A 24,433-nucleotide genomic window follows, 5' to 3' on the forward strand; every position below is an offset into this window, starting at 1 on the left:
AGTGGTACACATGGGGTTGCGGATGCCGTCGCCGTATCGACACAAGGATTCGGGCATATTCTGGTTGCGCGTCCGCGTTCCTGCGGACCTCGTCCAGATTGTCGGCGCCAGAGAAGAAAAGCTCAGTCTCAGAACAAGGGACCCTCACCAAGCACGAGCGGCATTCATCGAGCAGATGAACAAGATCGAAGCCCGGTGGCGCTCCTTGCGCCTTGGGACAACCTCGCTTTCTCACAAAGATGCCGTGGCCATCGCCGGGGAAGATGGTCAGCGAGAACGAAGATGATCCGGGCGACCGCCAGCTGATTGGGGGCCGGCTACTATTCGACCGAGTTGCCGCGGGTCATCCCGGCGTGACGATCATCCGCTCGGGTCGGCCCGAGATGACAGAGCGCATGCTCGAGAGGCTGAAGAACCAAAATCGCCGGGCCGTGCAGCAATACCTGGATGAACGCGGTGAACGAATCGATGCCGACAGCTTCGAGCGGGTGCTGCAGGCGGTCAACAAGGCCATTCTGCAGGCCCGCGAGCAGGTGCTGCGCTACGCGGACGGTGACTACCGCGCCGATCCCAATGGAGACAGATTCCCAAGCCGGAACGCCAAGACTGAGGCGCTGCAAACTGACGCCGAAAAGGGGCCGAAGTACTATCTACTAACCGACGTGTACCACAGGTATGCCGTGGAGACGGAGCAAGCACCCTCTACGAGAAAGAAGTGGGGCCGCATCATCGAGCAGGTGGCTGAAGTGCATCCGGACATCAGGACCATCACACCCGACTGGTGTGTCGCCTGGAAGGACACTCTCTTGGATCGGGGCCTCTCCCCCCGATCAGTTCAGCTCGGCTACCTCGCCGCATTGCGATCCACATGCGAGTGGGGAAAAACCAACCGCCGCATCTCGACCAATCCAGTGGAAGGCATCGGCGTCAAGGTCAAGAAGACTCCTTCGGGGTTCAAGATGCGTGGCTATAGCGACACCGAAGCCAAGTTTGTTCTGGGCCTAACCCTCCAGCCGGTCACGGAGAAACTCTCCTCATACCATAAGGCAGCCCGGCGCTGGATCCCCTGGGTTTGCTGCTACTCAGGTGCGCGGGTTGGCGAGATCGCCCAGCTGCGCAAAGAGGACGTAAAGATCGATGATGGCATCCCACTACTCTGGATCACGCCGGAAGCGGGCGCTGTGAAAGACAAGAACCCCCGCTACGTGGCGGTGCACCCCCACCTGATTGAACAGGGTTTCCTGGACTTTGTCGCTTCCTCCAAGCAGGGCCCTCTCTTTTTCGATCCGAACTTGGCGCGAGGGGGGAGTGAGAAGAATCCCCAGTCCAAGAAGATCGGTGAGCGCATCTCCGCCTGGATCAGGAAGAACGGCATCACCGATGAACGGCTGGCGCCAAATCACGCATGGCGGCACCGTTTCAAGACAAAGTGCAGGATCAGTAAGGTGGACCCAGGCACTCGAGATTATATGCAGGGCCACGTCCCCCATAACGACGCCGAGGGATACGGGGAATTCCCTCCCGAAGCTCTGCGGCATGAAATAGAGAAGCTGCCTTGGGTCAAGGTTGGCTAGCAGGCGCAGCTACGGCCAGCGCACCAAATCGCAAGATTCAGGAAGCAGATGCGTTCCTGAACGTCTGCAGGCCGCGACTGCCGCGCAAATCGAGCGGTCTTAAGCCCACCTGCATAGAACTAAGCCTTGGGCGGCCTTCGAAGGGAAATGGTTCGGAGATCCCGCTTGAACTTCGAGGTACCATGCTGAGGAGTTCTGGCCACCAATACCTCCACTCTTGATAGCGCCTTTTGAAGCTCGTCTGTCGCACGCCCGCGCTCCTCGGCCAGCTGCCTTCCAAGCTCTGAATTCTCTGCTTCGAGTTTTTCTGAACGCGCATGTAGAGCCGCGTTTTCTGCAGCAAGTTGCTGGAGCTGATCGGAGAGGTTGTCCGTAGCTTGCTCCAGACGTGAGCACTCGTCAGCGAACTCCTGGATCTCCGCATCCTGCTCGTCGACGACCAGTGACATACGCTCGGACCAGGCCCGCAGCTTATCTGCTTCGGCTCTCCGGCCGGCTTCGTAGATATCCGACAGGGCAGAGCGAGCCATCTCAATAACTGCGGCGGGGACCTCTTGTTCATCACCGGCACCGTTCCTAAGCGTACGCATGTGAGCGATGATCGTGCTTTTGCTCCCGCCACCGATCAGATCCATGACCTTGCTGGCGGTAACTTTGGAGCCGCCCTGTCGCAGAGCTACTACGGCGCCTTTGACGCGCTCTAGGGTCGCAATTTCACTACTCATCCGCCTATACTCCTCATCCAGGTACGGTACGGTACCATACCGTACCTCAAATTTGTTGCGGGCCCGTTTAGAGACCTGCCCACTGCTCGTGCGTGTCAGATGCTCTCATCGGGTCGGTCGACCGTCAGTTGGGAGATCTGTCTAGGAGCGCGTTCCGATCCAGCTGCCGACGTGAAGCGGCGCCGAGCGGTCGATGTCCACAAACCCCTGAGCAGACATGGAGAGAACTACGCCAAACGGATCGGTGTGGTGCGGCAGAACACTCGCAACTTCTGCAAGGGTGCTGATCTTCGCGTTGCGCAGGTGCTTGAGCACAGCATCTATTTCCTTGTGGGAGTAGCGGGTGTGCTTCGATTGTGCGATTGCCCGGGCAACGGCGCCACGGGTCTCCGCCTTGATCCACCGTTGCGGTACCAGAACGCACACGGTACGGACCTCGTAGGCTTCCCGCTTGATCTCCAGCAAGCGAGCTCGCGAGGGAGGGTCCCTCCACAAACGGGTGGGGACACACAGGGCTGTCACCATGCGCCCTTTCGCCATCACACGAAGAATGACGATGTCAGTGGGGGCGAACCCAGCAGCGGAGACCAAGTGCGACACGACCGGATCATCGCCAAGCGGCACCAAAGCGGGGTGCGACGCCACGTAGGCACTTGCACAGTTAGCTAGCTTGCGGTGCTCATGGAACAGACGCGCGCTACGCGCATCAGAGTGAAACGTTGTTGCCGGCGCCGATGCGCCAATGCTGCCAGAGGTGAACATTCATCAAGTCCTCATCTCGGGGGAGCGTCATGGGCATCTTCTGACACGCATGCGAAAATCAACTCTGGGCAGCTATGCCCTTTTGTTATGACCCATAACATACGTTCGCTGAGTTAGGGGTGAAAGTAAAAAGAGTCGAAATAACTCACTTCCCCCAGTCGTGGTTAACGTCCTCTCGCTCTGTGCAAATCAACATTGGCCCTGTGTAAGGCGTGCAGGACTCAGCGCTCGCCTTCAGCGGCTCGCCATCTAGCGTAAGCGGTGTTCTGCGGCCACTTGGGCTCAGGGTCGAGGGAACTGAACGACGTTGTTGCCGCGCATGAAGGCGATGGCTCCTTCGCTGTTTAGAGCGGCTAAGGCAGCATCGCGCGCCTCGCTGTCGGTCTCGAACTGATTGGGAGGGCGCCTCGTTGCTGGTGGTTTCCGATTATGCCGCCAGAGCCAAGAGCGTCAATCGCCCAGCTTTGCAGCATAGTTCCACGGCAGCAGATCGTTGATGCGGCTCTGCTTGTAGTCGGCGATGATGGCGTGGAGTGTTGCGGCCAGCCAGGCATAGGGATCGACAGCGTTGAGCTTGCAGGTTTCGATCAACGAGGCGATGACAGCCCAGTTTTCAGCACCGGCATCATGGCCGGCGAAGAGCGCGTTCTTCCGGTTCAGCGCGATCGGGCGGATGGTCCGCTCAACGGTATTGTTGTCGAGCTCGATGCGGCCATCGGTGAGGAACAGCACTAACCCCGACCAGTATTTGGCGATGTAGCTCAAGGCCTCCCCAAGCGGCGCTTTCGCGGAGACGCGGGCGCGATGAAGGTCGAGCCAAGCCTTTGTCCGGGCGACGGCTGGTCCGGATCGTTCCTGGCGAGCAGCGAGACGCTGTTCGGGGCCCAGGCCTCGGATCTCGGCTTCGATGGTATAGAGCTCGCCGATGAGCCGCACACCCTCTTCCGCAATCGGGGCGGTGCCGGCGCGCGTGATCTCGATCAGCTTGCGACGGGCATGGGCCCAGCAATAGGCGAGTTGGATACCCGCGCCGACGCGGCCGGGCGCGATCAGTCGGTTGTAGCCGGCATAGCCATCCACCTGCAGGATGCCGCCAAAGCCCTGCAATATCTGTTCGGCATGAAGACCACCTCGGCCCGGGGCATAGGTGAAGGCAACACCGGGTGGTGCGGTGCCATTCCAGGGACGATCATCGCGGGCCAGGGCCCAGAAGTATCCGGTCTTGGTTTTGCGGGCACCGGGATCGAGCACTGGCGCGCGAGTTTCATCCATGAACAGCTTGGATGAGCGCTTCAGATCCGCCATTAGGGCAGCATAGACCGGACGCAACTCGAAGGCGGCCCGACCAACCCAGTCGGCCAGCGTTGAGCGGTCCAGATCAACACCCTGACGACTGAAGATCTGCGCCTGGCGATAGAGCGGGAGGTGGTCCGCATACTTGCTGACCAGGACATGGGCGACCGTGGCCTCGGTCGGCAGCCCGCCAGGGATCAGCCGAGCGGGCGCCGGCGCCTGCACCACGCCGTCGGTGCAGGACCGGCAGGCATATTTGGGGCGACGGGTCACGATCACGCGGAACTGGGCCGGGATCACGTCGAGCCGCTCGGAGACGTCCTCGCCGATGCAGTGCAGCCCGCCGCCACAGCCACAGACCAGGCTTTCGGGTTCGATGATCTCTTCGATCCGCGGCAGGTGTTTGGGGAGTGAACCACGATTGGTACTGCGCGGCTTGGCCGGACGTCGGGCCAGCCGGTCCTCGGCGTCCTCCGCGGCCTGGACAACCGCGATTGCCATTTCCAGATCCTCCAGCGCCAGCTCGAACTGGTCCGGGTCGCTCTTTTCCGATCGACGCCCGAAGGCCGCCTGCTTGAACGCGGCAACCAGCTTTTCCAGTTGAGCGATCCGCTCGTCCTTGCGCTGATCACGCACCTCCGCTGCGATCAGCATCGCCTTGAGGGCAGCAATGTCATCGGGAAGTTCGGCGGCATCGAGCATGGCCAGAATCTACCAGATCAGGCGCCGCCGATCCCGCAAAAAGACCAGCCCTGAGTCATCCTGCCGCAGTTATTCGACCGCTTCTGGTGCCCGCGCTTCTACCGCCCGAACCCGCCGCCAGTCGAGCCCAGAGAACAGCGCCTCGAACTGCGCGTGGCTCAACGTCATCAGGCCGTCCTTCACCGCAGGCCAGCTGAAGTTGTGCTCTTCGAGGCGCTTGTAGGCCATGACGAGACCCGTGCCATCCCAGTAGAGCAACTTCAGCCGATCGCTTTTGCGAGCACGGAACACGAAGACCGTGCCGGTGAACGGGTCCTCGTGCAACACGTTCTTGACCAGCGCAGCCAGGCTGTCGTGACCTTTGCGGAAGTCGATCGGCTTGGTGGCTACCATGATCCGCACCCGGTTCGAGGGGAAGATCATGTGATCGCCGTCAGTGCACGAACGACCGAAGCAATCCGGCGCGCGGAGGCGCCTGGCTCCAGCCGGATGACCACCGATCCCAGCACGATCTCCGGCCCGACCGCCGCCACTGGTTCCGCCGCCGTTACATCCTCAACGACTGGAGCGACCATCAACGTCGCGAACTCCATCTGGTCCTTTGGCGCCGGTAGCACCAGCTTCCCGTTTCTAGCCATCGTCCGCCACGAGGAGACATGGTTGGCCTTCAGACCATGCCGCAGCGCGACCTCGCCCACCGTGGTCCCAGGTCGAAGTGTCTCGGCGACAATCCGAGCCTTCTCATCATCGGGCCATTGCCGGTTGCGGCGGCGCCTACCGCCACTTGTGAGAAACTCCAATGGAGCGTCCATGGAGAACCTCCCGCACCAACTTCAATCCGTGCGGAATCTCATGGCTGACAAAAGAACGGAAGGTGGGGCGGGAACACCGCTTACCATCTAGCTGCTGAGTGAACGAAAGGTCAGGTGGTCGCAGGGAAGCTCAGATCCGGTGAGTGCACCATTCCGCGGCAGGGCGTAGGCGGCCACTAGGATGAAGGCCGCTGATACTGGAAGATGTGGCATGGAATCGCGATTCGAATCTCACATCCCTATTCACGTGACCTCCGGCCAGATCAGGGCGGCGCGCGCCTTCCTAGGCTGGTCCCGAGAAGAGGCAGCTTCCGCGTGCGGAGTGAGCAGAGCGACCCTGGCGCGGCTGGAACAGAGTGACCACCTCCTCAAGAGCAGTACACTTGCGAGTATACTGCAGGCCTTCGAGGCTCGTGGCGTAGTTTTCTTTCAGGACCAGTGGGGGTGTGGTGTCGCTCTAAGACACGCGCCGGGGCACAGCAGCTAACCTTACCCGGACCAGTGTGGCCGGGTTAAGCATAAAGTCTTGGATGCCTTTACCACCTGAGTGAGAGCGATCGCAGTCGGCCTCAAGTAGTCTTATCAGCAGTAGCAGCTGCTTTATGGTGGCGAATGACCTCGTCAATAACAAAACGCAGGAAGCGCTCTGCGAACACCGGGTCTAAGCGAGCCTCGAGAGCCATTTGGCGGAGGCGGGAAATCTGAAGATCCTCTCGCGCGGGGTCTGCTGCCGGCAACTGATTGGCAGCCTTCAACTCACCGACCTTCTGCGTCAGCTTGAATCTCTCGGATAAGATGAAAATGAGGGAGGCGTCCAGGTTGTCGATGCTTGATCGCAACGCCACGAGCTCTTGTGGAATAGCATGATGGTCGATGATCATTTAGCTCCGAGGCGGCACCAGCTTCTATGCATCTCCCACGATCACATTAACCGTGCCGGTGCCCTTACAAGCGGGGCACGATTTCCCGTCGATGTTGCCTCTCCCCGAGCAGTTTGGGCATACGCCCTGCCCTGATTGTTTGCTGCCCGGGGGGGCTTCGTCGGCAGGCTTCCGATCAGGATTCTTGTTTTCGTCGCCCATGTTTCTGCCACCCTAAGTTATTGCGGAGGAGGCTGGGGAGTGCAAGTGCACGCAGCCTAAACGGCATTAGTTTCGGCCTTGGAGATCATCTTCTCAATTGCGCGAACAGCCACACCATAGCCTTCAGCACCGAGGCCCGCCATCACCGCTGTCGCCACCATCGATACATATGACCGATGGTAGATCTGCTCCCTACGGTGCACATTGGTGATGTGGAATTCGATGATCGGTCCGCTGAACATTTTGAGGGCGTCGAGCAGAGCGAGCGAGGTAAAGGTGAAGGCGGCCGGATTGATGATGATGGCTGCTGCCTCATCGATCGCTTCGTGAACCCACAGTATCAGCTGCTCTTCGCTGTTTGTCTGGCGAAACTCTAGAGGGCGATCTGGCGACGCCACTCGGCACAATGCTTCAACCTCCGCGAGAGTGGTATGCCCATAGATGTGGGGCTCGCGTTTTCCCAAGCGGTTCAGGTTGGGACCATTCAGTACATAGATCGGTTTCATATTCATATCCTAGCCTTGGTAACCGAACAGCCTTGGAAGCCAAAGGACCGTGTCAGGCACGAAGGTGAACAACATCAAAGCGCCCAGAAGCGCAAACAGGAAGGGGAGTACGTCGACAACGAGCTCACGCATGGTCGAGCCAGAGATTCTGGTCATGATGAACAGCAGCAATCCGAACGGTGGAGTAATCAGACCGAGCATGATGTTTACGACCACGACAACTCCCAGATGCACCATATCGATACCGAGTGCCTGGGCTGTCGGAATCAGGATTGGTACGATAACCAGCAGGATCGTCGTGCCCTCTAGAAGGCAACCGAGTAGCAGCAGCAGAATATTCATCGCGATCAAAAAGGTGATCGGATTCAGATCCCATGACACCAAGATCGCGCTGAGGCTCCGAGGTATGTTCTCGATGGTTACGACGTAGTTGAAGACCAAGGCGCCCGCGATGAGCATGCCGATCGAAGCGGTCGTTTTGGAGCTGGTGGCAAGAGATTTGTAGAGCTCTTTCGCGCTTACGCTGCGATAGATGACCACCGAAACTACCAGGGCGTAAAACGCGGCAATCGCAGCCGCCTCCGTGGGTGTGGTTATGCCTCCGTAGATGCCGAACATCAGGACAGCCGGCATCATCAGGACCGGAAGAGCCTCCCACGTCATTCGGGGAATCTGCCGGAGCGGCGTTGGAGCCTCGATCGGGAACTGTTTGATCCGTGCGGTGATGGTGATGAGCACCATCATCGACAAGCACATGAGCAAACCCGGAACCACGCCAGCAAGGAAGAGGTACCCGATCGACGCGTCCGAAATCAGCGCGTAGAGCACCATAGGAATAGAGGGAGGGATGATCGGACCAACTACCGCAGTGGCCGCCGTGAGTGCAGCAGCGTAGCTCGGAGTGTATTTGCCGTCCTTGGTCATCATGAACTGCATCATCTTGCCGCTGCCCGCAGCGTCGGCAACCGCCGACCCGGACATCCCGGCAAAGACCATAGACTGGAGCACGTTAACCTGTGCCAGCCCGCCTCTAAACCGGCCGACAAGCGCGTCGCACCACTTGAGCAAACGTTCCGAGAGGGAACCGGAGTTCATGATCTCGGCAGCCAGGATGAATAGCGGCACGGCCAACATGATGTAGTTGGAGTACATGCCGTTGAGAAGCTGTTCAGCAGCGATGCCCATGTCCTGCCCGCGTGCGAGCAAGTACATGATGGAACCGCATATCATCGCCAGTCCCATTGGCAAGCCGAGTAGAGCCAGACCGACGATTGCAACCAGAGCTAGGTTAAAGGGAAGGGACAGCATCAAACACCTGAGCTCACTTTGGTAGGATCGGATTCCCGGTCATCCCTGCCCCAGATGGCCCGGCAACCCCGCCAGAACTGCCTGATGATCACTGCTACAGCGAATATGGGATAGATGGCGTAGAGGTAGTCGAAACGGATATTCAGATACGCGGTCTCTTCCACCTTCATGAAAGTCACGTAGTCGAGCACGGCAGGTAGCGAGATGCCGAACAAGGCGATCACTGCTATGGCGGTCACAACCACCATCACGCGAAACACCCCCTTGCTTGCAGTGCCGTAAAAGAGATCGAATCGGATCTCCTCGTGATCAGCGACGACGAAGGCGGTCCCGAAGAGTACCAGCCAGAGCCAGAGGACCACGCTGATCTCATGCGTCCACCCGATAGACATGTTGATGAGATAGCGGGCAACGATCTGAAGAATGAATACCGCGAACATCGCCGCGAGCATCCCCGCAAGCACGTTTTCTGCGCGAGCATGCAGCCAGGCTCCAGCCCGGGCTAGACGTCCATACATCGAGAGTAGACTCCGTTCGGCGAGTTACCGGCCGATAGCATAAAGATGGCGAGGTTACTTGAAACCTCGCCATCCTCCAGGCGCCTCTTAGAGGGCGTTGATCTGGTCCAGCACGCCTTCCGGCCAAGACTCTGACAGCTCAGAGTCTAGGTACTTCTGCTGCGCGAAGGAGCGGAAGGCATCGAGGTCCGGCTCATAGATCTTCAGACCGGCATTTTCGAACTGCGCAACCAGCTCCTCTTCCTGCTTGAGGTGTGCCTGCTGGCTAAAGTCAATTGCCGCGTCAGCGGCAGCTTGGAACTCAGCCTGCTGCTCTGGCGACAAAGAATCCCAAGTACCTTTGTCCACCACCAAAAGGTCATAACCGACGAGGTGCGAGGTCAGGACGATCTGTGACATCACTTCGAAAAACTTCATGTTCTCGACGTTCGGCAGTGGATTGTCCTGGCCGTCGATAGCTCCGGTCTGCAGCCCTGTGTAAACTTCAGCATATGCCATCGGAGTGGGGTTAGCGCCAAGGGCCTCCCCAAGGAATTGCCATGCGTCTCCGCCCGGCATGCGCAGCTTCACCCCAGCCATGTCTTCAGGGGTGTTGATCTCCTTGTCGATGCGCAACCCGACCTGCCGCGTACCGAAATACGTCGGCCCCAGGATATGGATGCCGAGCTGATCTTCGGCCATCTTCTTGAACTCGGCGCCGAGTTCGCTATCGAAGAAAGCGCGCAGGTGCTCAGCATCGCGGAACAGATATGCGGAGGTCAAGACGGACCACTCGGGGATCTGGTTCGATATATCCTGAGGGGCGATGTTCCCCATCTCGAGGTTGCCGCGCTGCAGGGCGACAAGTTCGGTTCCCTGCTTGAACAGGTTTCCACCGTAATAAGGCTCGAAGGTAAACTCGTCGCCAATCTGGCTGGCGAACAGCTCCATCATCTCAGCTCGAATGTCCTGCTCCGAGAACACTGCGGAAAACCGAATTACCGAGTCGTCCTGGGCAAAGCTCGGCAGAACAGTTGCGAGCATCAGGCCACCGGCAATGAGGGCCCGCCGGGTTAGTGAAAAGTTCATAGTCAATCCTCCCTTGGGCGATAGCCCAACATTTCTGCCTTAAGCGGCACTCCCCGGAGCTTCACTCAGGGAAGCGTCCGTCCGCAGCACTTTGTACGAAATGGTTCGTTCATGTCAACGCCATGCTGCATCGACGAGCAAGATACAGCACCAAAATCATCAGTCAATACGCGGATCATCAGATGGTTTTCTCCTTGTCAGGCGCTTCACACCCCAAAGGCAGGGTGGTATTCGTCTGGGGGAAAAGGAGCAGCAAGTGTCTTCAAGCAACGGAATGGTCGTGTCGGTGAGCAGGGGCGAGCAGCCCGGGGAAACCATTGGAGCCACAGCTTACCGGCGGTTGCGGAGAGATATCATCAACGGGGAGCTGCTACCCGGCCAGAGGCTGCGCTTAGAGAACCTGCGAGAACGGTACGGAGTGAGTGTCAGTACTCTCCGCGAAATTCTCAGCCAGCTGGTCAGCGAGTCTTTCGTAGTGGCTGAGGGGCAACGGGGGTTTGAGGTGAGTGCTGCTACCGCCAACGACCTAAAGGAAGTGGGCGACCTGCGCCTGCTGCTGGAAAATCACGCGCTAGCACTGTCGCTCAAGCAGGGAGACCTGGATTGGGAGGCTGCGGTAGTTGCGGCCTTTCACAAGCTCTCCTCGATCGAGCAGCGGCTTCTAAACGGCGAGACAGAGCATACTCCGGCTTGGATCGCCTGCGACTTCGCCTTCCATCAGGCGCTCATCTCGGCCTGCAACTCACGTTCGATGTTGACGCTGCATTCATCGGTGTTCGACCGCTTCCTGCGCTATCACATGATAGCCAAGAGCTTCAGGGGGGCAGGAGTTGCGAAGGACCACGAGGCACTGTTCCAGCTTGCGCTCGCGCGCGACGTAGAAGGCGCTCAGAGGATGCTGGAGGGACACGTGAGCAAGGGCATCAAGCACATATTGGCGACGGGTACCCTGACCTAGTCGTCATCCCGAACTGGCAACGGCCTCTTCAAAAGTCTTGGTCATCGCTTTCACGTCAGCCGCCCTACCGGTAAACAGCTCTAATGCCCTAACCGCCTGGAAGATGGCCATTCCACCGCCGGAGAGAACTGCAGAGCCGCGAGAGCGAGCCTTTTGTACGAGGGCAGTCTCTCGCGGAAAATACACAACGTCCGCCACCCACTGGTCAGGAGCGATCCCGTCGGGCTCGACAGGAACGCCCGGAAACTTGGTCATTCCAACAGGAGTTGCATTTACCACTCCCGAATACCCGCTGAGGTCCGCCGGGTTCTCATGAAGGGCTCGGCCGGAGACTTGATCTAGCCCAAGGCGCGAAAGAAGGCTTTCTGCCCGAGCCAGATCCTTGTCGACAATATCCAGATTCCTCGCACCAAGAGCCACCAAGGCGTGCGCCACCGCCGCACCCGCACCACCGGCGCCGATCTGTAGTACCCGATCTTTCCGGACGTCGCCGAGGCTTCTTCTGAAGCTTTCGGCGAAGCCCCAGACATCGGTATTGAACCCTTTCTTCAGACCTGAGCCAAACACGACAGTGTTCACTGCGCCGATGGAACTAGCTTCGGGAGAAAGTTCGTCGAGAAAAGAGAGCACCGCTTGTTTGAAAGGGTACGTCACGTTCAGCCCGCTGAAACCAGACGCATGGGCGGCCTGCACCACATCGCCCAGAACGGAGTCGGAGTACCCAAGCTGATCGAAGTCGATGAGGTGGTACTTGTAGGCCAGTCCTAAGCGAGCACCCTCCTGCTCGTGCATCAGCGGGGAGAGAGAGCCCGCAATACCCCTGCCGACCAAGCCTATGGTCACGTTCTCAGCTGTTGGGTGCAGGTGCTGCGCTCTCAAACCACTGAGATAGGACGATGGCTCTTGAGCTGACACGCGTACAACTTTCCCACTTGAATTGATTGGCAGCCCTTGTTTCCGAGAGTCCGGCGACGCTACAAGAAACTCCCAGAGCCTACACATGTACGAACTGGTTAGTTTAGTCAACAGCGTCCGACGAAGCGAAGGTTCGGTTACCCATGAGAACGGAAAACCCCGTCAAGGCACCTCGTCCATCTGCGCGTACCCAAGACCCCGAAGGCACCCGGCAGAACATCATCGAGGTAGCATCCCAGGAGTTTGCGGAAAACGGATTAGCAGGTGCTCGCATTGACGAGATTGCCGCCAAGACGCGCTTCAGCAAGCGCATGATTTACTACTATTTTAGGGACAAAGAAGGACTTTACCTGAGCGCACTGGAGCACGCCTACAGCCAAGTGCGAGAGGGTGAGGCCCATCTGGACATTGACGGCCTTGCACCTACCGAGGCTCTGCAAAGGATAACCGAATTCACCTTTGACCACCACCATCAGCACGAGGCGTTCATTCGCATGGTGATGATCGAAAACATTCATGGCGCTCAGTATCTAAAAAAGTCCGAAGCCATAAGCAGGCTCAACGTTACCGCCATCAGCCACATCCAAGCTCTTTATGAGAAAGGCGTTGGCGAAGGTGTCTTCCGCCCCGGCCTAGACCCACTGGATATTCATTGGCAGATCAGCGCCCTATGCTTCTTCAACGTGTCCAACCGAGCAACTTTCTCTCATCTTTTTGGTAGGGACATGGGTGCTCAGAGTGTCCAGAAGGCCCTACGGCAGAACACGGTGGAGATGGTGGCACGCTACGTCATGCTACATCCCTGACGAGCTCGCCGGATTGACGGGAGTAGCATAGCCACGATATTAACTAAACGGTTAGTCCAGCAGGGCGACAGGTAGTGATAAGGGGAGAGAGTGCTTGAAAGCGGCAAACCTCTATTGTGTGCAGCCCATATCACAGAGCGCGGGTGGGGACTACGACATGGGGCAAACCGTTGAGGCGCCCGGACCATACGAGGCGGCCCGGCTCGTCTTAGGTGAGAACATCTGCCTGGATGGGTCGAGGAGCGACATTTGCGCCCGTGTAGTGCGAATAGATCAGCAGTACCGTGCCGTCAGCACCACCATCTACTCCCGCACATCGAGGAACTCGCCATGATCGAACACATTCTCGTTGCGGGTGTACATCCCGAGCGCGCTGATGAGCTTACCCGTGCGCTAGCGGGCTTCTGCGCTGAGGTATTGGTAGAGTTGCCAACGATCGTGCGGTGCACGAGCGGTCCGAACTTCAATCCCCGGTCTTTAGCGCAAGGCCACACTCATGGCCTTTATGCCCTCATACCAGACGATGAGACGCTGCAACGCTATCTTTCGTGCGAGAGGCACCAAGCTTTAGTTCAGCATCTCGATGAACTCGGAGCCGTTCGCTTCGCTTTGGATTTTCGGGCTGAAGGCCTAGGTACGGGTGCATTCTCGCAATGAAAACATCAATCGCGACCGTATCGATAAGCGGTGAGTTACCCGAGAAGTTGCAGGCCATCGCGGCCGCTGGCTTCGATGGAGTGGAGATCTTCGAGAACGATTTCCTGACCTTTGGGGGCACGCCGCAAGAAGTCGGAGCCATGGTTGCGGACCATGGGCTTGAGATCACCGTCTTTCAGCCCTTCCGAGACTTCGAGGCCCTGCCGGAACCACAGCGGCAGAAGGCGTTCGATCGTGCCGAACGGAAGTTCGATCTTATGGGAGAACTGGGAACCGATCTCGTCTTGGTTTGCTCAAACGTCTCCCCGCTGGCGCGCGGTGGCGTGGACAGAGCGGCAGCCGATTTCCACGAGTTGGGGGAACGAGCAGCTAAAAGGAACATCCGGGTAGGATACGAGGCCCTGGCATGGGGCAGGCACATCTCCGACCATCGTGATGCTTGGGAGATAGTTCGACGGGCCGATCACCCGAACATCGGCCTAATTCTTGACAGCTTCCATACATTGTCGCGCAAGATCGACCCGGAAAGCATCCGGGCCATCCCGGGAGACAAGATTTTCCTAGTTCAGCTCGCTGATGCCCCGCTCATCGACATGGATCTGCTGTACTGGAGTCGGCACTTCCGCAACATGCCAGGCGAGGGTGATCTCCCCGTCGTCCCGTTCATGAGGGCGGTGGCAGCGACGGGTTACGACGGCCCACTATCGCTCGAGATTTTCAACGATCAGTTCCGCGCCGGCTCGCCAAGGGCAATTGCCAACGACGGGCACCGTTCACTGCTCTATCTGATGGACGAAGTGGCACGGGTCGAGCCACAACTGGCCATCTCCGTTCCAGCTATGCCGCCACGGATCGAAGTGAACAACATCGAATTCGTGGAATTCACGGCGGACGAGGAGGATGGGGAGAAACTCGCAAAGCTCCTGAGGACGATGGGCTTCAGAAGAGCAGGGAAGCATCGCTCGAAGGATGTGACCCTCTATACGCAAGGCGGCATTCACCTCGTCATCAACACCGAAAGAGAGGGCCTAGCCCACTCCTGCTTCATCACCCACGGCACGTCCGCGTACGCGATCGGTTTGAGAGTTTCGGACGCCCGCGCCACGCTTGAGCGTGCAAGTGTGCTGGGCGCGAAGATGTTCGAGCAGGCGGTCGGACCTGGTGAGCTAAAGATACCAGCCATCCGTGGTGTGGGTGGCGGCGTCCTCTACTTCATCGACGACAAGAGTGAACTTAAGGACGTATGGGATCTCGAGTTCGAAGCGGTAGGTGAGCAAGAGACGGCTGAGGACGCCGGTCTGACCGGCGTGGATCATCTTGCGCAAACGATGAACTACGAGGAGATGCTGACTTGGCTCCTCTTCTACCGCTCCATCTTCGCGACCGAGAAAAGTCCAATGGTGGATGTACCAGATCCCTCGGGCCTGGTCCGCAGCCAGGTCATCGAGAATGCCTCGGGCTCGTTGCGCCTCACCCTCAACGGGGCTGAGAACAGGCGTACCTTGGCCGGTCACTTCATCGCAGAAACCTTTGGGTCAAGCGTGCAGCACGTGGCGTTCTCCTCCAGCGACGTCGTTAACTCTGCGGAGCAGATGCAGTCTGCCGGGTTCTCAGTCCTGGAGATTACACCGAACTACTACGACGACCTCGAAGCCCGGTTCGACCTTGACCCGGAGTTCCTCGCAACCCTGAAGTCTCTGAACATCCTGTACGACAAGGATGATCATGGCGAGTATCTGCAGTTCTACAGCACCAATTTTGGCGAAGGCTTCTTCATTGAGGTCGTGGAACGCAGGGGAGGATATCGCGGCTTCGGTGCGGCAAACGCACCCTTCAGAATTGCCGCACAGAAACGCTCGATCCGCAGGCCTTCGATGCCCAGCATTTAAGTGCCACAACGGGGTCCCAACAAGCAGTGGGCGAGACGAAGCGGGCGCCGAGTCTTAGATGCTAGCTGCGCCCACTCGATAAAGCAGCAACTCGACGGGCGTTTCGTCCTTTTCATTGGGATGATGGGATGTGGCAAGTCCCTCATGGGCCGCATGTTGGCATCCGAGTTGGGCTTGCCCTTCCTAGATCTCGATCACGAAGCAGAGGCCGCAGCCGGACTCACCATCTCGGAGATCTTCGGGAGCTACGGCCAAGCCGAGTTTAGACGTCTGGAGGAACGGATCTTCTCCCGCCTGATTGGTGGCGGGCAGTCCGTGATTTCCCTGGGCGGAGGAACCTGGCTTTCGGAGGAGGTCCGCCAGCAGGCGAGACACAAGGCAGTCACTGTGTGGTTAGACACTCCACTCGAAGTGCTAGTGAGACGCACAGCACACCGAAGCCATAGACCATTGCTTGCGGGGGAGAGCGCCGCCAGTTCACTCGCTGATCTCCTTAATGAACGGCTGCCCATCTATCGACTAGCAGACCTGCCCGTAGCCCTCGGGGATCAGTCCCCACGTGCGGCCCTGAACAAGGTCACACTTGAGTTGAACTCGTGGTTGGGCAGTTAACAAGAGAGCTCTATCCCGTCGGCATTAGTTTCTTGGTATTCAGACCGCCTTGCCGCGGGCCTGCCACTTCGGCGACCTACTGAGCACACCAGGTGGTTCGGCAAGCCCAGCGACGCGCGGTTTGCTTTCATTCCCCAATTTGTTATGTGTCATTACCATTATAGGTAGCTATTGCCGCCAACAGGAGGAAAGCCAGTGGTCGATTTCAAGAGCATACGAGCTATCGACATACATACCCACGCAGAGGAGCCGTGCGGGCTTCATGCCGACGATGGTTATGACGAACTTCAAACGACCATGGCCAAATACTTCCGCGCACCTTGGGCCCACCCTCCCACGATCCCAGAGACTGCTGCGCACTATCGGTCCATGAACATCGCAGCAGTGATATTTCCGGTCGATGCGGAGCGGGAGACAGGCTTTCGGAGGTACAAGAACGAAGAGGTAGCTGAGCTCTGCGCCCAGAACTCAGACATCTTGATCCCCTTCGCCTCGATCGACCCTCACAAGGGGAAGCTAGGGGCGCGCGAGGCCCGGAATCTGGTGGAGCATCATGGTGTGCAAGGCTTCAAGCTACATCCTACCATGCAGGGCTTCTATCCGAACGATCGGCTTGCTTACCCGCTGTATGAAGCCATAGCAGAGTCCGGCAAGCCGGCGCTGTTTCATACCGGCCAAACCGGTGTAGGCGCCGGCATGCCGGGCGGAAATGGCATGAAGCTCAAATACTCCAACCCTATGTTCATCGACGATGTCGCAGCTGACTTCCCCGACATGAACATCATACTCGCGCATCCCTCTTTTCCTTGGCAGGAGGAAGCGCTTGCAGTGGCCACTCACAAGCCAAATGTCTACATCGACCTCTCCGGTTGGTCGCCGAAGTACTTCCCGCCGATCCTCATTCGGTACGCCAACACCGTGCTAAAGCATAAGATGCTGTTTGGATCCGACTGGCCAATGATCGCACCGGAACGGTGGTTGACCGCCTTTGAAGACGCGGAGTTCAAGGAAGAAGTTCGTCCCCTCATTCTCAAGCAAAACGCCATGCAGCTTCTCGGCGTCACCGGCTGAATCGGTCGTCTAGTAGAAGCCGGGGCCAATCACGCCAATTGCGCAATAGCCCTAATATTGTTATGATTCATAACACAAGGGAGGAGCTATCATGAATGCTGTAAGTGTGCCCCTACGGCAGGTCCGGATGGGCCGGTTGGCCGTGCGGGTGCAGGAACGCGAGGACGGATCGATGATTGTGGCCTCCGACGAGGCACTCGGCCCCTATCCCCGGTCAATCATCGACGCAATCGAAGTCTGGGCAGAGAAGACGCCTGACGTTACCATGGTGGCAGACCGCGGTTCTGATGGTGAGTGGCGCAAACTCACTTACCGCCAGGTAACCGAGCTGCTTAGGCCGCTCGGCCAGGCACTCCTCAATGCAAACCTCTCTAGCGAACGGCCGCTGGCAATACTTTCCGGCAACGAGGCGGAACACCTGCTGCTGGGCTTGGCAGCCATCTCGGTCGGCGTGCCATACGCGCCGGTCTCCCCTGCTTATTCGTTGCTGTCGAGCGACTTCGGCAAACTCAGGCACATCATAGAGAAGCTCACGCCCGGTATGGTCTACGCGTCGGACGGCGCTGCGTTCGGTCCAGCGATAGCCGCCGTGGTTCCCGCAGAGATCCCGCTCCTGGTGCGCAGCAATCCGCCGTTGAGCCGCGTGAGCCTCACTTTCGATGAGCTGTTGACCACTAGTGTAAATACGGCGGTAGACGACGCGAGGGCGAAGGTCACGCCTGACACCATCGCCAAGGTACTCTTCACCTCTGGCTCTACGGGAATGCCCAAGGGAGTCGTTACGACCAATCGTATGATGTCGTGCAATCAGGAGATGATCCGGTCAGCTTTGGCATTTCTACAGGACGAGCCACCGGTACTACTGGACTGGATGCCTTGGAATCACGTGGCTGGCGGAAGTCACAACACCGGTATCGCCTTCTTCAATGGAGGCACCTTCTACATCGACGATGGTCAGCCCACGCCGAAGGGCATCGCAAAGACGCTGCGCAACTTGCGCGAGGTACAACCCACGGTCTACTTCTCCGTGCCGAAGGGATACGAGTTCCTGGTGGCTGCCTTCGCCGACGATCACGAGGTTCGTCGAAGCTTCTTCTCAAGAATGAAACTCATGCAGTATGCTGGGGCTAGCCTATCCCAGCACGTTTTCGACGGCTTGAACGAAGCGGCTCAAGCCGAATTGGGCGAGCGAGTTACGATCATCACTGGATACGGCTCTACCGAGACGGCCCCGTTTGCGTTCACTACCACGTGGGCGGCGCCTCAAGCAGGTCACATCGGTTTGCCCGCGGCCGGCATGACCATCAAGCTTGTTCCTAACGGCGACAAGCTAGAGGTCCGGCTAAAGGGGCCGAACGTCACTCCGGGTTACTGGCGAGACGAGGAAAAGTCGAAAGCGGCATTTGACGAAGAAGGTTTTTATTGCATCGGCGACGCCATACGCCCCCTCGACCCGCTAGACATTTCAAAAGGCTTCGCCTTCGACGGGCGCGTCAGCGAGGACTTTAAGCTTTCTACCGGGACTTGGGTCAATTTCGCTGCCGTGCGAAAAGCCGTGATCGATGCCTGCGCCCCCCTGATCCGCGATGTTGTGCTCACGGGAGCGGACCGCAATTACATCGGCGCTCTGATATTCCCGGACGTGGAGGCTTGCATCCGTTGCGCGGCCCTACCTGCCGGCACCGGCGCTGGTGACGTGATCGCTCATCCGGAGATCACTCGCAGATTCCAGGAAAGTTTGGCTCAACTGGCGCAGAAAGCTACGGGAAGCTCCAATCACGTCGCTCGGGCTCTCGTGATGAGTGCTCCACCCAGTATTGATGCAGGTGAGGTGACCGACAAAGGTTCAATCAACCAGCGAACTGTGCTTGCGGCGAGGAAGTATCTCGTGGAGCAACTCCACGCCGAGGATGCCCAGGAGCCTGTGCTGCATCTGCCGCGTACCGAGCAGAGGTGATGTTGCCGATCTCAAAGGCGCCTGAGCTGCAAGCCTCATCCAAGGATTCTCCTCCATGAAACTTTCCGGAACGACTGCTTTCGTAACTGGCGCCGCCTCGGGGCTTGGTGCTGCCATGGCTAAGCACTTGGCGGCGGCAGGGGCCAGAGTTGCGGTCTTCGACCGGAACTCGGGTGGGCAAGCCGTGGCGGACGCTATTGGCGGCGTGTACATTCAATGTGACGTGGCCGACGCGAAGGAAGCTGAAGCTGCGGTCGGTGAGGCTGTGTCAGTCTTGGGCAACCCTTCTGTGCTCGTGAACTGTGCCGGTGTGGGCACGGCAAAACGTATTGTCGGTAGAGAAGGACCGATGCCTCTTGAGGACTTCGAGCGAGTTGTTCGCATCAATCTCATCGGCAGTTTCAACATGCTTCGCCTTGCTGCTCATGCCATGCAGGCGCGGGAGCCCGATAGTAATGGGCAACGTGGGGTGATCATCTCGACCGCCTCGGTGGCTGCTTATGAGGGGCAGGTCGGCCAAGCTGCTTATGCCGCCTCTAAAGGTGGCATCGTAGCGTTGACACTGCCGGCCGCTCGCGAGTTCGCGCAGTTCGGCATTCGTGTTCTTGCCGTTGCCCCAGGCCTCTTCCTCACTCCATTGCTGCAGGAGCTGCCTGACGACGTGCAGACTGCGTTAGCGGCATCTATCCCCAATCCATCGCGGCTCGGCAGGCCCGAGGAATTCGCACACCTGGTGCTGGCATTAGCCGAAAACGACTACATGAACGGGGAAGTGGTGCGGCTGGACGGCGGTCTCCGCATGCAGGCGAAATAACTCACTTAAACCTGAGCGGTTCGGAACGGCTCCGGTCTGACATCATCCCAGTCGAGGTATTATGAGCGAAACGTCTGAAGCTACTCACCGCGGGCTGGTTACAGTCTCGCAGATTGGGAACGTGGCGCACCTGAGGTTCGATAGGCCTGAGAAGCGTAACGCCTTGAACGACGCCACAATCACTGCAATCGATGAGTTCTTCTCATCGCCCCCAGCCGCTGTCCGGGCGATCGTTCTCTCTGGCGCTGGCGGCCATTTTTCATCCGGATTGGATCTGAGCGAACAGGTGCACCGTGAACCTCTTGCGGTTATGGCGCACTCCCGCAACTGGCACCGGGTCATGGAGCTGCTTCAGAACTCACCCGTGCCGGTAATCGCAGCTATGACAGGGGCTGTCATGGGAGGCGGCCTCGAGCTTGCGGCCGCCTGCCACGTCCGCTTGGCGGAGGAAGGCGTGCAATTTCGGATGCCGGAGGGGCTCCGGGGCATCTTCGTAGGGGGCGGCGGCTCGGTGCGAATATCGCGCCTCATCGGGTCCGATCGCCTGATCGAGATGATGCTCACCGGCCGAATCTACTCGGGCGCAGAAGGGGAGCGAATAGGGCTTGCTCACTACGTGGTTCCCGAGGGCCGAGCCTTGGAAAAGGCATTCGAGCTAGCCCACCGCATCGCCGAGAATTCCCCTGCCATCAATCAGTTTATCATTCAGGCAATTGGAAAGATTGCTGCTATGCCGCCGGAGGCCGGCCTCTATGCAGAGAGCTTGACAGCGGCGCTAAGCCAGACCGGCCCAGATGCCGAGGAAGGTCTGCGTGCCTTTTTGGAGAAGCGGAAGCCAGTTTTTGGTCGCTCCTGACCTTCAAGGCACGGCGCTGAAGGTCAGGTTAGCCGATCAAGGAGTTCGAAGAGCGTCTGCTTCTCACGGCCGCCGCCCAGACGATGGACGCAGTCCTGTTCAAAAGCGGACTGGATGGCTCGGGCCTTCTCCAGGAGAGCCTCACCCGCTCGGGACAAGTACAGAGCATTGGCGCGTTTGTCCCCGGCATCCGCGCGCCTCTCCACCAAGCCACGATCTTGTAGTTGGTGCACGATCACCACGAAGTTGGCTCGTTTGATGCCCAGCACTTCTCCGATCTCGATCTGCTTTCGCCCTGGGTTCTCCGCAATAAGCTCCAAGGTAGAGTATTCTGCGGGCTTGAGGGCTACATCGGCGAACGCCGACTGAAATCTCTGGAAGACGCTGATCTGGGCACGTCGAAGACGATAGCCGATGATGCCGGTTGTGGTCTCGGTCTTCAAATCCACTCGCTGGTGTTCCATCCACTCATAGCTACAGATGCAGTCGTTTACGTGGATGGACAGCCCACCGCAACAGCGGTGGGCCGAAGTGGTGTTGCTACTGACGCTCGGCGTCTACAGCGGCCCGCGCAGCGGCAAGAAGGCCCTCGCCGTCTTCTCCCAGCGCTTCCATATCGGACAGCCACTGGTCGATTGTCGGTTGAGCTGCTTCCTTCCAACGGGCAGTCTCTTCCTCACTCAAGGTGACGATTTCGTTGCCCGCGTCCTCAGCAATCTGAAGACCTGTCAGATCTGCCTCGTCCATGACGCGCCCGAACATCTTCGAGGTCTCGAGGCCGGAATTCGCGTCGATCACGGCGCGAAGGTCTTCAGGAAGAGACTGATAAGAGTCGCGGTTCATGACGAAACCGAAAGTCTGAGTGTAAAGGCCGTTATCACCTGCAAATCCGGTGTGGTGACCGACCAGTTCCGCAATGCGGAGCGAAGGAGTCACTTCCCAGGGGGACGTGGTGGCGTCGATTACCCCGCGAGATAGAGCCTCTGTGGTCTGCGGCACCGGCATGCCAATGGGTTCGGCGCCGAGTTGTGACAGCATGTTGGAGATGATGCGTGACCCGCCGCGGATCTTCATGCCTCTAACGTCTTCAAGCGTATTGATCGGCTCCTTGCTGTGAAACAGTCCAGGGCCGTGCGTGTGAAGCGCCAGTACGTGGACGGTCTCGAACTCGTCGGCTGAGTTTTCCATCACATAGTTGTAGAAAGCCGCTGAGGTCTCTTCGCCGTTCGTCATCAGAAACGGCAGCTCGAACACCTCCGATTTCGGGAAGCGTCCGGGGGTGTAACCAAGAACGGTCCAAACGACGTCCACTACTCCGTCTTCAGCTTGCGAGAACAGGCTGTCTGGGGTGCCGCCAAGCTGCATTGCCGGGTACATCTCAACCTCGATGCGACCGTCCGACTGCGTCTCCACTGCCTCGGCCCAGGACGCAATCGCCTGCGAAGGAATGGGCGCCTGCGCCGGCAGGAACTGGTGAACTCGAAGGGTGACCTCCTGTGCCACGGCCGCGTACGACAGCGACATGGCAGCCATTGCTCCCAGGAAAACTGCACTAATCTTCATAACTATACTCCTCCCACGTTATGCCAAAGAAGCGAACGCCCTTGACGGTTAGTATAGCAGCCAGACCAACCCCAAGGTTATGGGCGGGAAGGCCACAAGTATCCCGGTGCGGATCATATCGCTGGCCACGAATGGGGCTGCACCGCGGAATGTGTCCCCCAGGCGCGTGTCACGCGCCATGGAGTTGATGATGAAGAGGTTCATGCCTACGGGCGGCGTGATCAAGCCAACCTCGACTACGATGAGCACCAAGATGCCAAACCAGATTGCAAAATCGTCCGGGGCGAGCCCGAAGTCCAGACCGCTCATCATGGGGAAGACAATGGGTACCGTGAGCAGGATCATCGACAACGAGTCCATTACGCAGCCGAGGACGAGATAAAAGAGAAGGATGATCGTCAGCACAACCCACGGATTGAACCCCTGCTCCCCAACCCATTCGGCCGATACTTGCGGCAGTTGGGATAACGCCAGGAACCCATTGAGTGCTGCCGCACCTAGAACAATCAAGAAGATCATTGCTGTTGACGAGGCCGTCGATAGCAGTGCTTCCGTGAGGCCCTTCCGGCTCAAGCTGCGGGAGACCAGAGCAATCAATCCCGTTCCTGCTGCTCCGATAGCGGCCGCTTCTGTCGGCGTGAACACACCGGTGTAGATGCCGCCGATTACCACGATGAAAACCACCAAGACCGGCCACACTTTGCCAAGTGCCCTGAAGCGTTCACCATAGGGCAGACGATGGCGAGTACCCCCCGAGCCCGGCCGGACACGCACATAGATCGCGATCACCGCCAGGTATCCGATTGCTGCCAGAATGCCCGGGATGAAAGCTGCCATGAACAGCTTGGCTATGTTCTGCTCGGTCAGTACCGCATAGATCACCAGGATAACGGACGGTGGAATGAGGATGCCCAGCGTGCCTCCTGCTGCAACAGCGCCTGTCGAAAGCGCCCCGGAATAGCCGTAGCGCTTGAGTTCGGGCAGCGCGACCTGTCCCATAGTTGCAGCAGTGGCCAGCGAAGACCCGCAGATCGCACCGAAGCCAGCGCTGGCTCCGATCGCCGCCATCGCGACGCCACCTTTACGGTGGCCAAGCCATGCCGCAGCGGCGTTGAACAGGGCCGCTGACATGCCGCTCAGCGTAGCGAACTGTCCCATCAGAATGAACAGTGGCACAACCGACAACGAGTAGTTCGCAAAGGTGCCGTAGGTCAGATGCTTGAATTGAGCCAGCACCGGGTTGAAGGTGCCGGTGATTAGGTATGATCCTAGTATGCCCACGCCTAACATCGCCAGTCCGATGGGGACTCTGAAGAAAATCAGCAGCAATATAAATGGAAACGAGAGTAACCCCAGGAGCAGATTGCTCATAGATCAGCTCCCGCCCGCACTGGCTCGGTCTGTCCTGTGGCGGCATTCCTGATGGACCGACCGACCACGAACAGGCTGACCACAACAAACACTGCGGCCCCTACGAGCGCTGCAGCATATGCCCACCCGAGGGGCATGCGCAAAAGGAGCGTAGTTTCCCGAAAGGCGAATTTGTCCATCATGCCGTAGTAGAGCCGCCAAGCGATGAACAACGCGGCGATGAACATGAGGAGGTCAGTAATGACCAGCAACCAAGCGTTGAAACGGCGCCCAAAATTGTCTGTCAGGAGCGTGACTATGGCATGTCCTCGGGTGAGATGGGCCCAGGGCAAGAAGGCGAACACTGAAAGGCCCATTGCCGCGGAAACCAGTTCGTAGTCCCCAGGAATGGGTCCGAGTCCCGCCCAGAGAAGGGCTCTACCGGCGACGCTGATAACCACCAACAGGATGGAAGCAATCATGACGACGCCACCGGTGATTGCTGTGGCTGCCGCCAAGGCTGTAACTCCGCGCTCAAGCCAGTTCGTCAAGCCTCGCCTCCTCCAATCGGCCTCTCCTCCACCGACCTGCCAATACTGTTATATTTTATAACTAACGACAAGTCTGCTTCTACT

The 24,433-nt window shown here is 58.5% G+C and carries 27 protein-coding genes; 12 read left to right on the forward strand and 15 right to left on the reverse strand.

Going from position 1 to position 24,433, the window contains the following annotated elements; genetic code table 11:
- Positions 1 to 22: 22 nt before the first annotated feature.
- Both QOV41_RS19830 and QOV41_RS18915 read left to right on the forward strand, forming a co-directional pair.
- Positions 23 to 286 (forward strand): DUF6538 domain-containing protein, encoded by a 264-nt coding sequence (locus QOV41_RS19830; protein WP_350151189.1) that lies wholly within the window; start codon positions 23 to 25, stop codon positions 284 to 286.
- Positions 264 to 1,574, forward strand: a complete 1,311-nt coding sequence (locus QOV41_RS18915; protein WP_284578498.1) for a site-specific integrase — start codon at positions 264 to 266, stop codon at positions 1,572 to 1,574. The genes QOV41_RS19830 and QOV41_RS18915 overlap by 23 nt, the downstream gene beginning before the upstream one ends.
- A 119-nt stretch (positions 1,575 to 1,693) precedes the next feature.
- Here the strand turns inward: QOV41_RS18915 and QOV41_RS18920 are convergent, their stop codons facing one another.
- The 5 genes from QOV41_RS18920 to tnpA all read right to left on the reverse strand — a co-directional run bounded on the left by QOV41_RS18920 (position 1,694) and on the right by tnpA (position 5,868).
- Positions 1,694 to 2,299 (reverse strand): DNA-binding protein, encoded by a 606-nt coding sequence (locus QOV41_RS18920; RefSeq protein ID WP_284578500.1) that lies wholly within the window; start codon positions 2,297 to 2,299, stop codon positions 1,694 to 1,696.
- A gap of 141 nt (positions 2,300 to 2,440) precedes the next feature.
- Positions 2,441 to 2,764 (reverse strand): hypothetical protein, encoded by a 324-nt coding sequence (locus tag QOV41_RS18925; protein ID WP_284578501.1) that lies wholly within the window; start codon positions 2,762 to 2,764, stop codon positions 2,441 to 2,443.
- Positions 2,765 to 3,511: 747 nt separating this feature from the next.
- Positions 3,512 to 5,056, reverse strand: coding sequence for an IS66 family transposase (gene tnpC, locus QOV41_RS18930; protein WP_284578503.1), 1,545 nt, complete (start codon positions 5,054 to 5,056; stop codon positions 3,512 to 3,514).
- A gap of 69 nt (positions 5,057 to 5,125) precedes the next feature.
- Positions 5,126 to 5,479 (reverse strand): IS66 family insertion sequence element accessory protein TnpB, encoded by a 354-nt coding sequence (gene tnpB / locus QOV41_RS18935; RefSeq protein ID WP_284577182.1) that lies wholly within the window; start codon positions 5,477 to 5,479, stop codon positions 5,126 to 5,128.
- Positions 5,476 to 5,868 (reverse strand): IS66-like element accessory protein TnpA, encoded by a 393-nt coding sequence (gene tnpA, locus QOV41_RS18940; protein WP_284577183.1) that lies wholly within the window; start codon positions 5,866 to 5,868, stop codon positions 5,476 to 5,478. Before tnpA ends, tnpB begins: the two co-directional genes overlap by 4 nt.
- 211 nt (positions 5,869 to 6,079) lie before the next feature.
- On the opposite strand from tnpA, the gene QOV41_RS18945 reads away from it, so the two are divergent.
- On the forward strand, positions 6,080 to 6,355 hold the full coding sequence (locus QOV41_RS18945; RefSeq protein WP_284578506.1) for a helix-turn-helix domain-containing protein: 276 nt from the start codon (positions 6,080 to 6,082) through the stop codon (positions 6,353 to 6,355).
- A gap of 82 nt (positions 6,356 to 6,437) precedes the next feature.
- On the opposite strand, the gene QOV41_RS18950 is transcribed toward QOV41_RS18945, so the two are convergent.
- The 5 genes from QOV41_RS18950 to dctP form a co-directional block, all read right to left on the reverse strand.
- Positions 6,438 to 6,749 carry a chorismate mutase gene (locus QOV41_RS18950; protein WP_415926730.1) on the reverse strand — a complete coding sequence of 104 codons (312 nt, stop codon included), beginning with the start codon at positions 6,747 to 6,749 and terminating at the stop codon, positions 6,438 to 6,440.
- 257 nt (positions 6,750 to 7,006) lie between these two features.
- Complete coding sequence (locus QOV41_RS18955) at positions 7,007 to 7,456, reverse strand: type II 3-dehydroquinate dehydratase (protein WP_284578508.1); 450 nt, start codon at positions 7,454 to 7,456, stop codon at positions 7,007 to 7,009.
- Between the two features lie 9 nt (positions 7,457 to 7,465).
- Positions 7,466 to 8,767 carry a TRAP transporter large permease gene (locus QOV41_RS18960; protein ID WP_284578509.1) on the reverse strand — a complete coding sequence of 434 codons (1,302 nt, stop codon included), beginning with the start codon at positions 8,765 to 8,767 and terminating at the stop codon, positions 7,466 to 7,468.
- On the reverse strand, positions 8,764 to 9,282 hold the full coding sequence (locus tag QOV41_RS18965; protein WP_284578511.1) for a TRAP transporter small permease: 519 nt from the start codon (positions 9,280 to 9,282) through the stop codon (positions 8,764 to 8,766). Before QOV41_RS18965 ends, QOV41_RS18960 begins: the two co-directional genes overlap by 4 nt.
- A gap of 87 nt (positions 9,283 to 9,369) precedes the next feature.
- Positions 9,370 to 10,350, reverse strand: coding sequence for a TRAP transporter substrate-binding protein DctP (gene dctP / locus QOV41_RS18970; protein ID WP_284578512.1), 981 nt, complete (start codon positions 10,348 to 10,350; stop codon positions 9,370 to 9,372).
- Positions 10,351 to 10,624: 274 nt separating this feature from the next.
- Between dctP and QOV41_RS18975 the strand changes: the two genes are divergently transcribed.
- Positions 10,625 to 11,308 (forward strand): GntR family transcriptional regulator, encoded by a 684-nt coding sequence (locus tag QOV41_RS18975; protein WP_284581379.1) that lies wholly within the window; start codon positions 10,625 to 10,627, stop codon positions 11,306 to 11,308.
- Positions 11,309 to 11,311: 3 nt separating this feature from the next.
- Here the strand turns inward: QOV41_RS18975 and QOV41_RS18980 are convergent, their stop codons facing one another.
- Positions 11,312 to 12,223 (reverse strand): shikimate dehydrogenase, encoded by a 912-nt coding sequence (locus tag QOV41_RS18980; RefSeq protein ID WP_284578513.1) that lies wholly within the window; start codon positions 12,221 to 12,223, stop codon positions 11,312 to 11,314.
- Positions 12,224 to 12,366: 143 nt separating this feature from the next.
- Here QOV41_RS18980 and QOV41_RS18985 point away from each other — a divergent pair, with 143 nt between their 5' ends.
- The 8 genes from QOV41_RS18985 (at position 12,367) to QOV41_RS19015 (ending at position 20,885) form a co-directional block, all read left to right on the forward strand.
- Positions 12,367 to 13,029 carry a TetR/AcrR family transcriptional regulator gene (locus tag QOV41_RS18985; protein ID WP_284578514.1) on the forward strand — a complete coding sequence of 221 codons (663 nt, stop codon included), beginning with the start codon at positions 12,367 to 12,369 and terminating at the stop codon, positions 13,027 to 13,029.
- A 330-nt stretch (positions 13,030 to 13,359) separates the two neighbouring features.
- Positions 13,360 to 13,686 carry a Dabb family protein gene (locus QOV41_RS18990; RefSeq protein WP_284578515.1) on the forward strand — a complete coding sequence of 109 codons (327 nt, stop codon included), beginning with the start codon at positions 13,360 to 13,362 and terminating at the stop codon, positions 13,684 to 13,686.
- On the forward strand, positions 13,683 to 15,575 hold the full coding sequence (locus tag QOV41_RS18995) for a bifunctional sugar phosphate isomerase/epimerase/4-hydroxyphenylpyruvate dioxygenase family protein (RefSeq protein WP_284578516.1): 1,893 nt from the start codon (positions 13,683 to 13,685) through the stop codon (positions 15,573 to 15,575). Before QOV41_RS18990 ends, QOV41_RS18995 begins: the two co-directional genes overlap by 4 nt.
- Positions 15,576 to 16,187 carry a shikimate kinase gene (locus QOV41_RS19835; protein WP_350150207.1) on the forward strand — a complete coding sequence of 204 codons (612 nt, stop codon included), beginning with the start codon at positions 15,576 to 15,578 and terminating at the stop codon, positions 16,185 to 16,187.
- 195 nt (positions 16,188 to 16,382) lie between these two features.
- On the forward strand, positions 16,383 to 17,258 hold the full coding sequence (locus QOV41_RS19000; protein ID WP_284578517.1) for an amidohydrolase family protein: 876 nt from the start codon (positions 16,383 to 16,385) through the stop codon (positions 17,256 to 17,258).
- Between the two features lie 127 nt (positions 17,259 to 17,385).
- A complete protein-coding gene (locus QOV41_RS19005; RefSeq protein WP_284578518.1) occupies positions 17,386 to 19,215 on the forward strand; it encodes a feruloyl-CoA synthase in 1,830 nt (609 codons plus the stop codon).
- Between the two features lie 55 nt (positions 19,216 to 19,270).
- A complete protein-coding gene (locus QOV41_RS19010; protein WP_284578520.1) occupies positions 19,271 to 20,029 on the forward strand; it encodes an SDR family oxidoreductase in 759 nt (252 codons plus the stop codon).
- Positions 20,030 to 20,090: 61 nt separating this feature from the next.
- Positions 20,091 to 20,885 (forward strand): crotonase/enoyl-CoA hydratase family protein, encoded by a 795-nt coding sequence (locus QOV41_RS19015; RefSeq protein WP_284578521.1) that lies wholly within the window; start codon positions 20,091 to 20,093, stop codon positions 20,883 to 20,885.
- 23 nt (positions 20,886 to 20,908) lie between these two features.
- On the opposite strand, the gene QOV41_RS19020 is transcribed toward QOV41_RS19015, so the two are convergent.
- The 4 genes from QOV41_RS19020 to QOV41_RS19035 all read right to left on the reverse strand — a co-directional run bounded on the left by QOV41_RS19020 (position 20,909) and on the right by QOV41_RS19035 (position 24,349).
- The gene (locus tag QOV41_RS19020) at positions 20,909 to 21,334 is read right to left on the reverse strand and encodes a MarR family winged helix-turn-helix transcriptional regulator (protein ID WP_284578522.1); all 426 of its coding nucleotides are present in this window, start codon (positions 21,332 to 21,334) and stop codon (positions 20,909 to 20,911) included.
- 91 nt (positions 21,335 to 21,425) lie between these two features.
- The gene (locus QOV41_RS19025) at positions 21,426 to 22,448 is read right to left on the reverse strand and encodes a TRAP transporter substrate-binding protein (protein WP_284578525.1); all 1,023 of its coding nucleotides are present in this window, start codon (positions 22,446 to 22,448) and stop codon (positions 21,426 to 21,428) included.
- A 48-nt stretch (positions 22,449 to 22,496) separates the two neighbouring features.
- Positions 22,497 to 23,819: a TRAP transporter large permease gene (locus QOV41_RS19030; RefSeq protein WP_284578526.1), complete on the reverse strand. Its 1,323-nt coding sequence runs from the start codon at positions 23,817 to 23,819 to the stop codon at positions 22,497 to 22,499.
- On the reverse strand, positions 23,816 to 24,349 hold the full coding sequence (locus QOV41_RS19035; protein ID WP_284578527.1) for a TRAP transporter small permease: 534 nt from the start codon (positions 24,347 to 24,349) through the stop codon (positions 23,816 to 23,818). The genes QOV41_RS19030 and QOV41_RS19035 overlap by 4 nt, the downstream gene beginning before the upstream one ends.
- Between the last annotated feature and the right edge of the window lie 84 nt (positions 24,350 to 24,433).

Source organism: Devosia sp. RR2S18, assembly GCF_030177755.1.
Lineage (GTDB): Bacteria > Pseudomonadota > Alphaproteobacteria > Rhizobiales > Devosiaceae > Devosia > Devosia rhizosphaerae.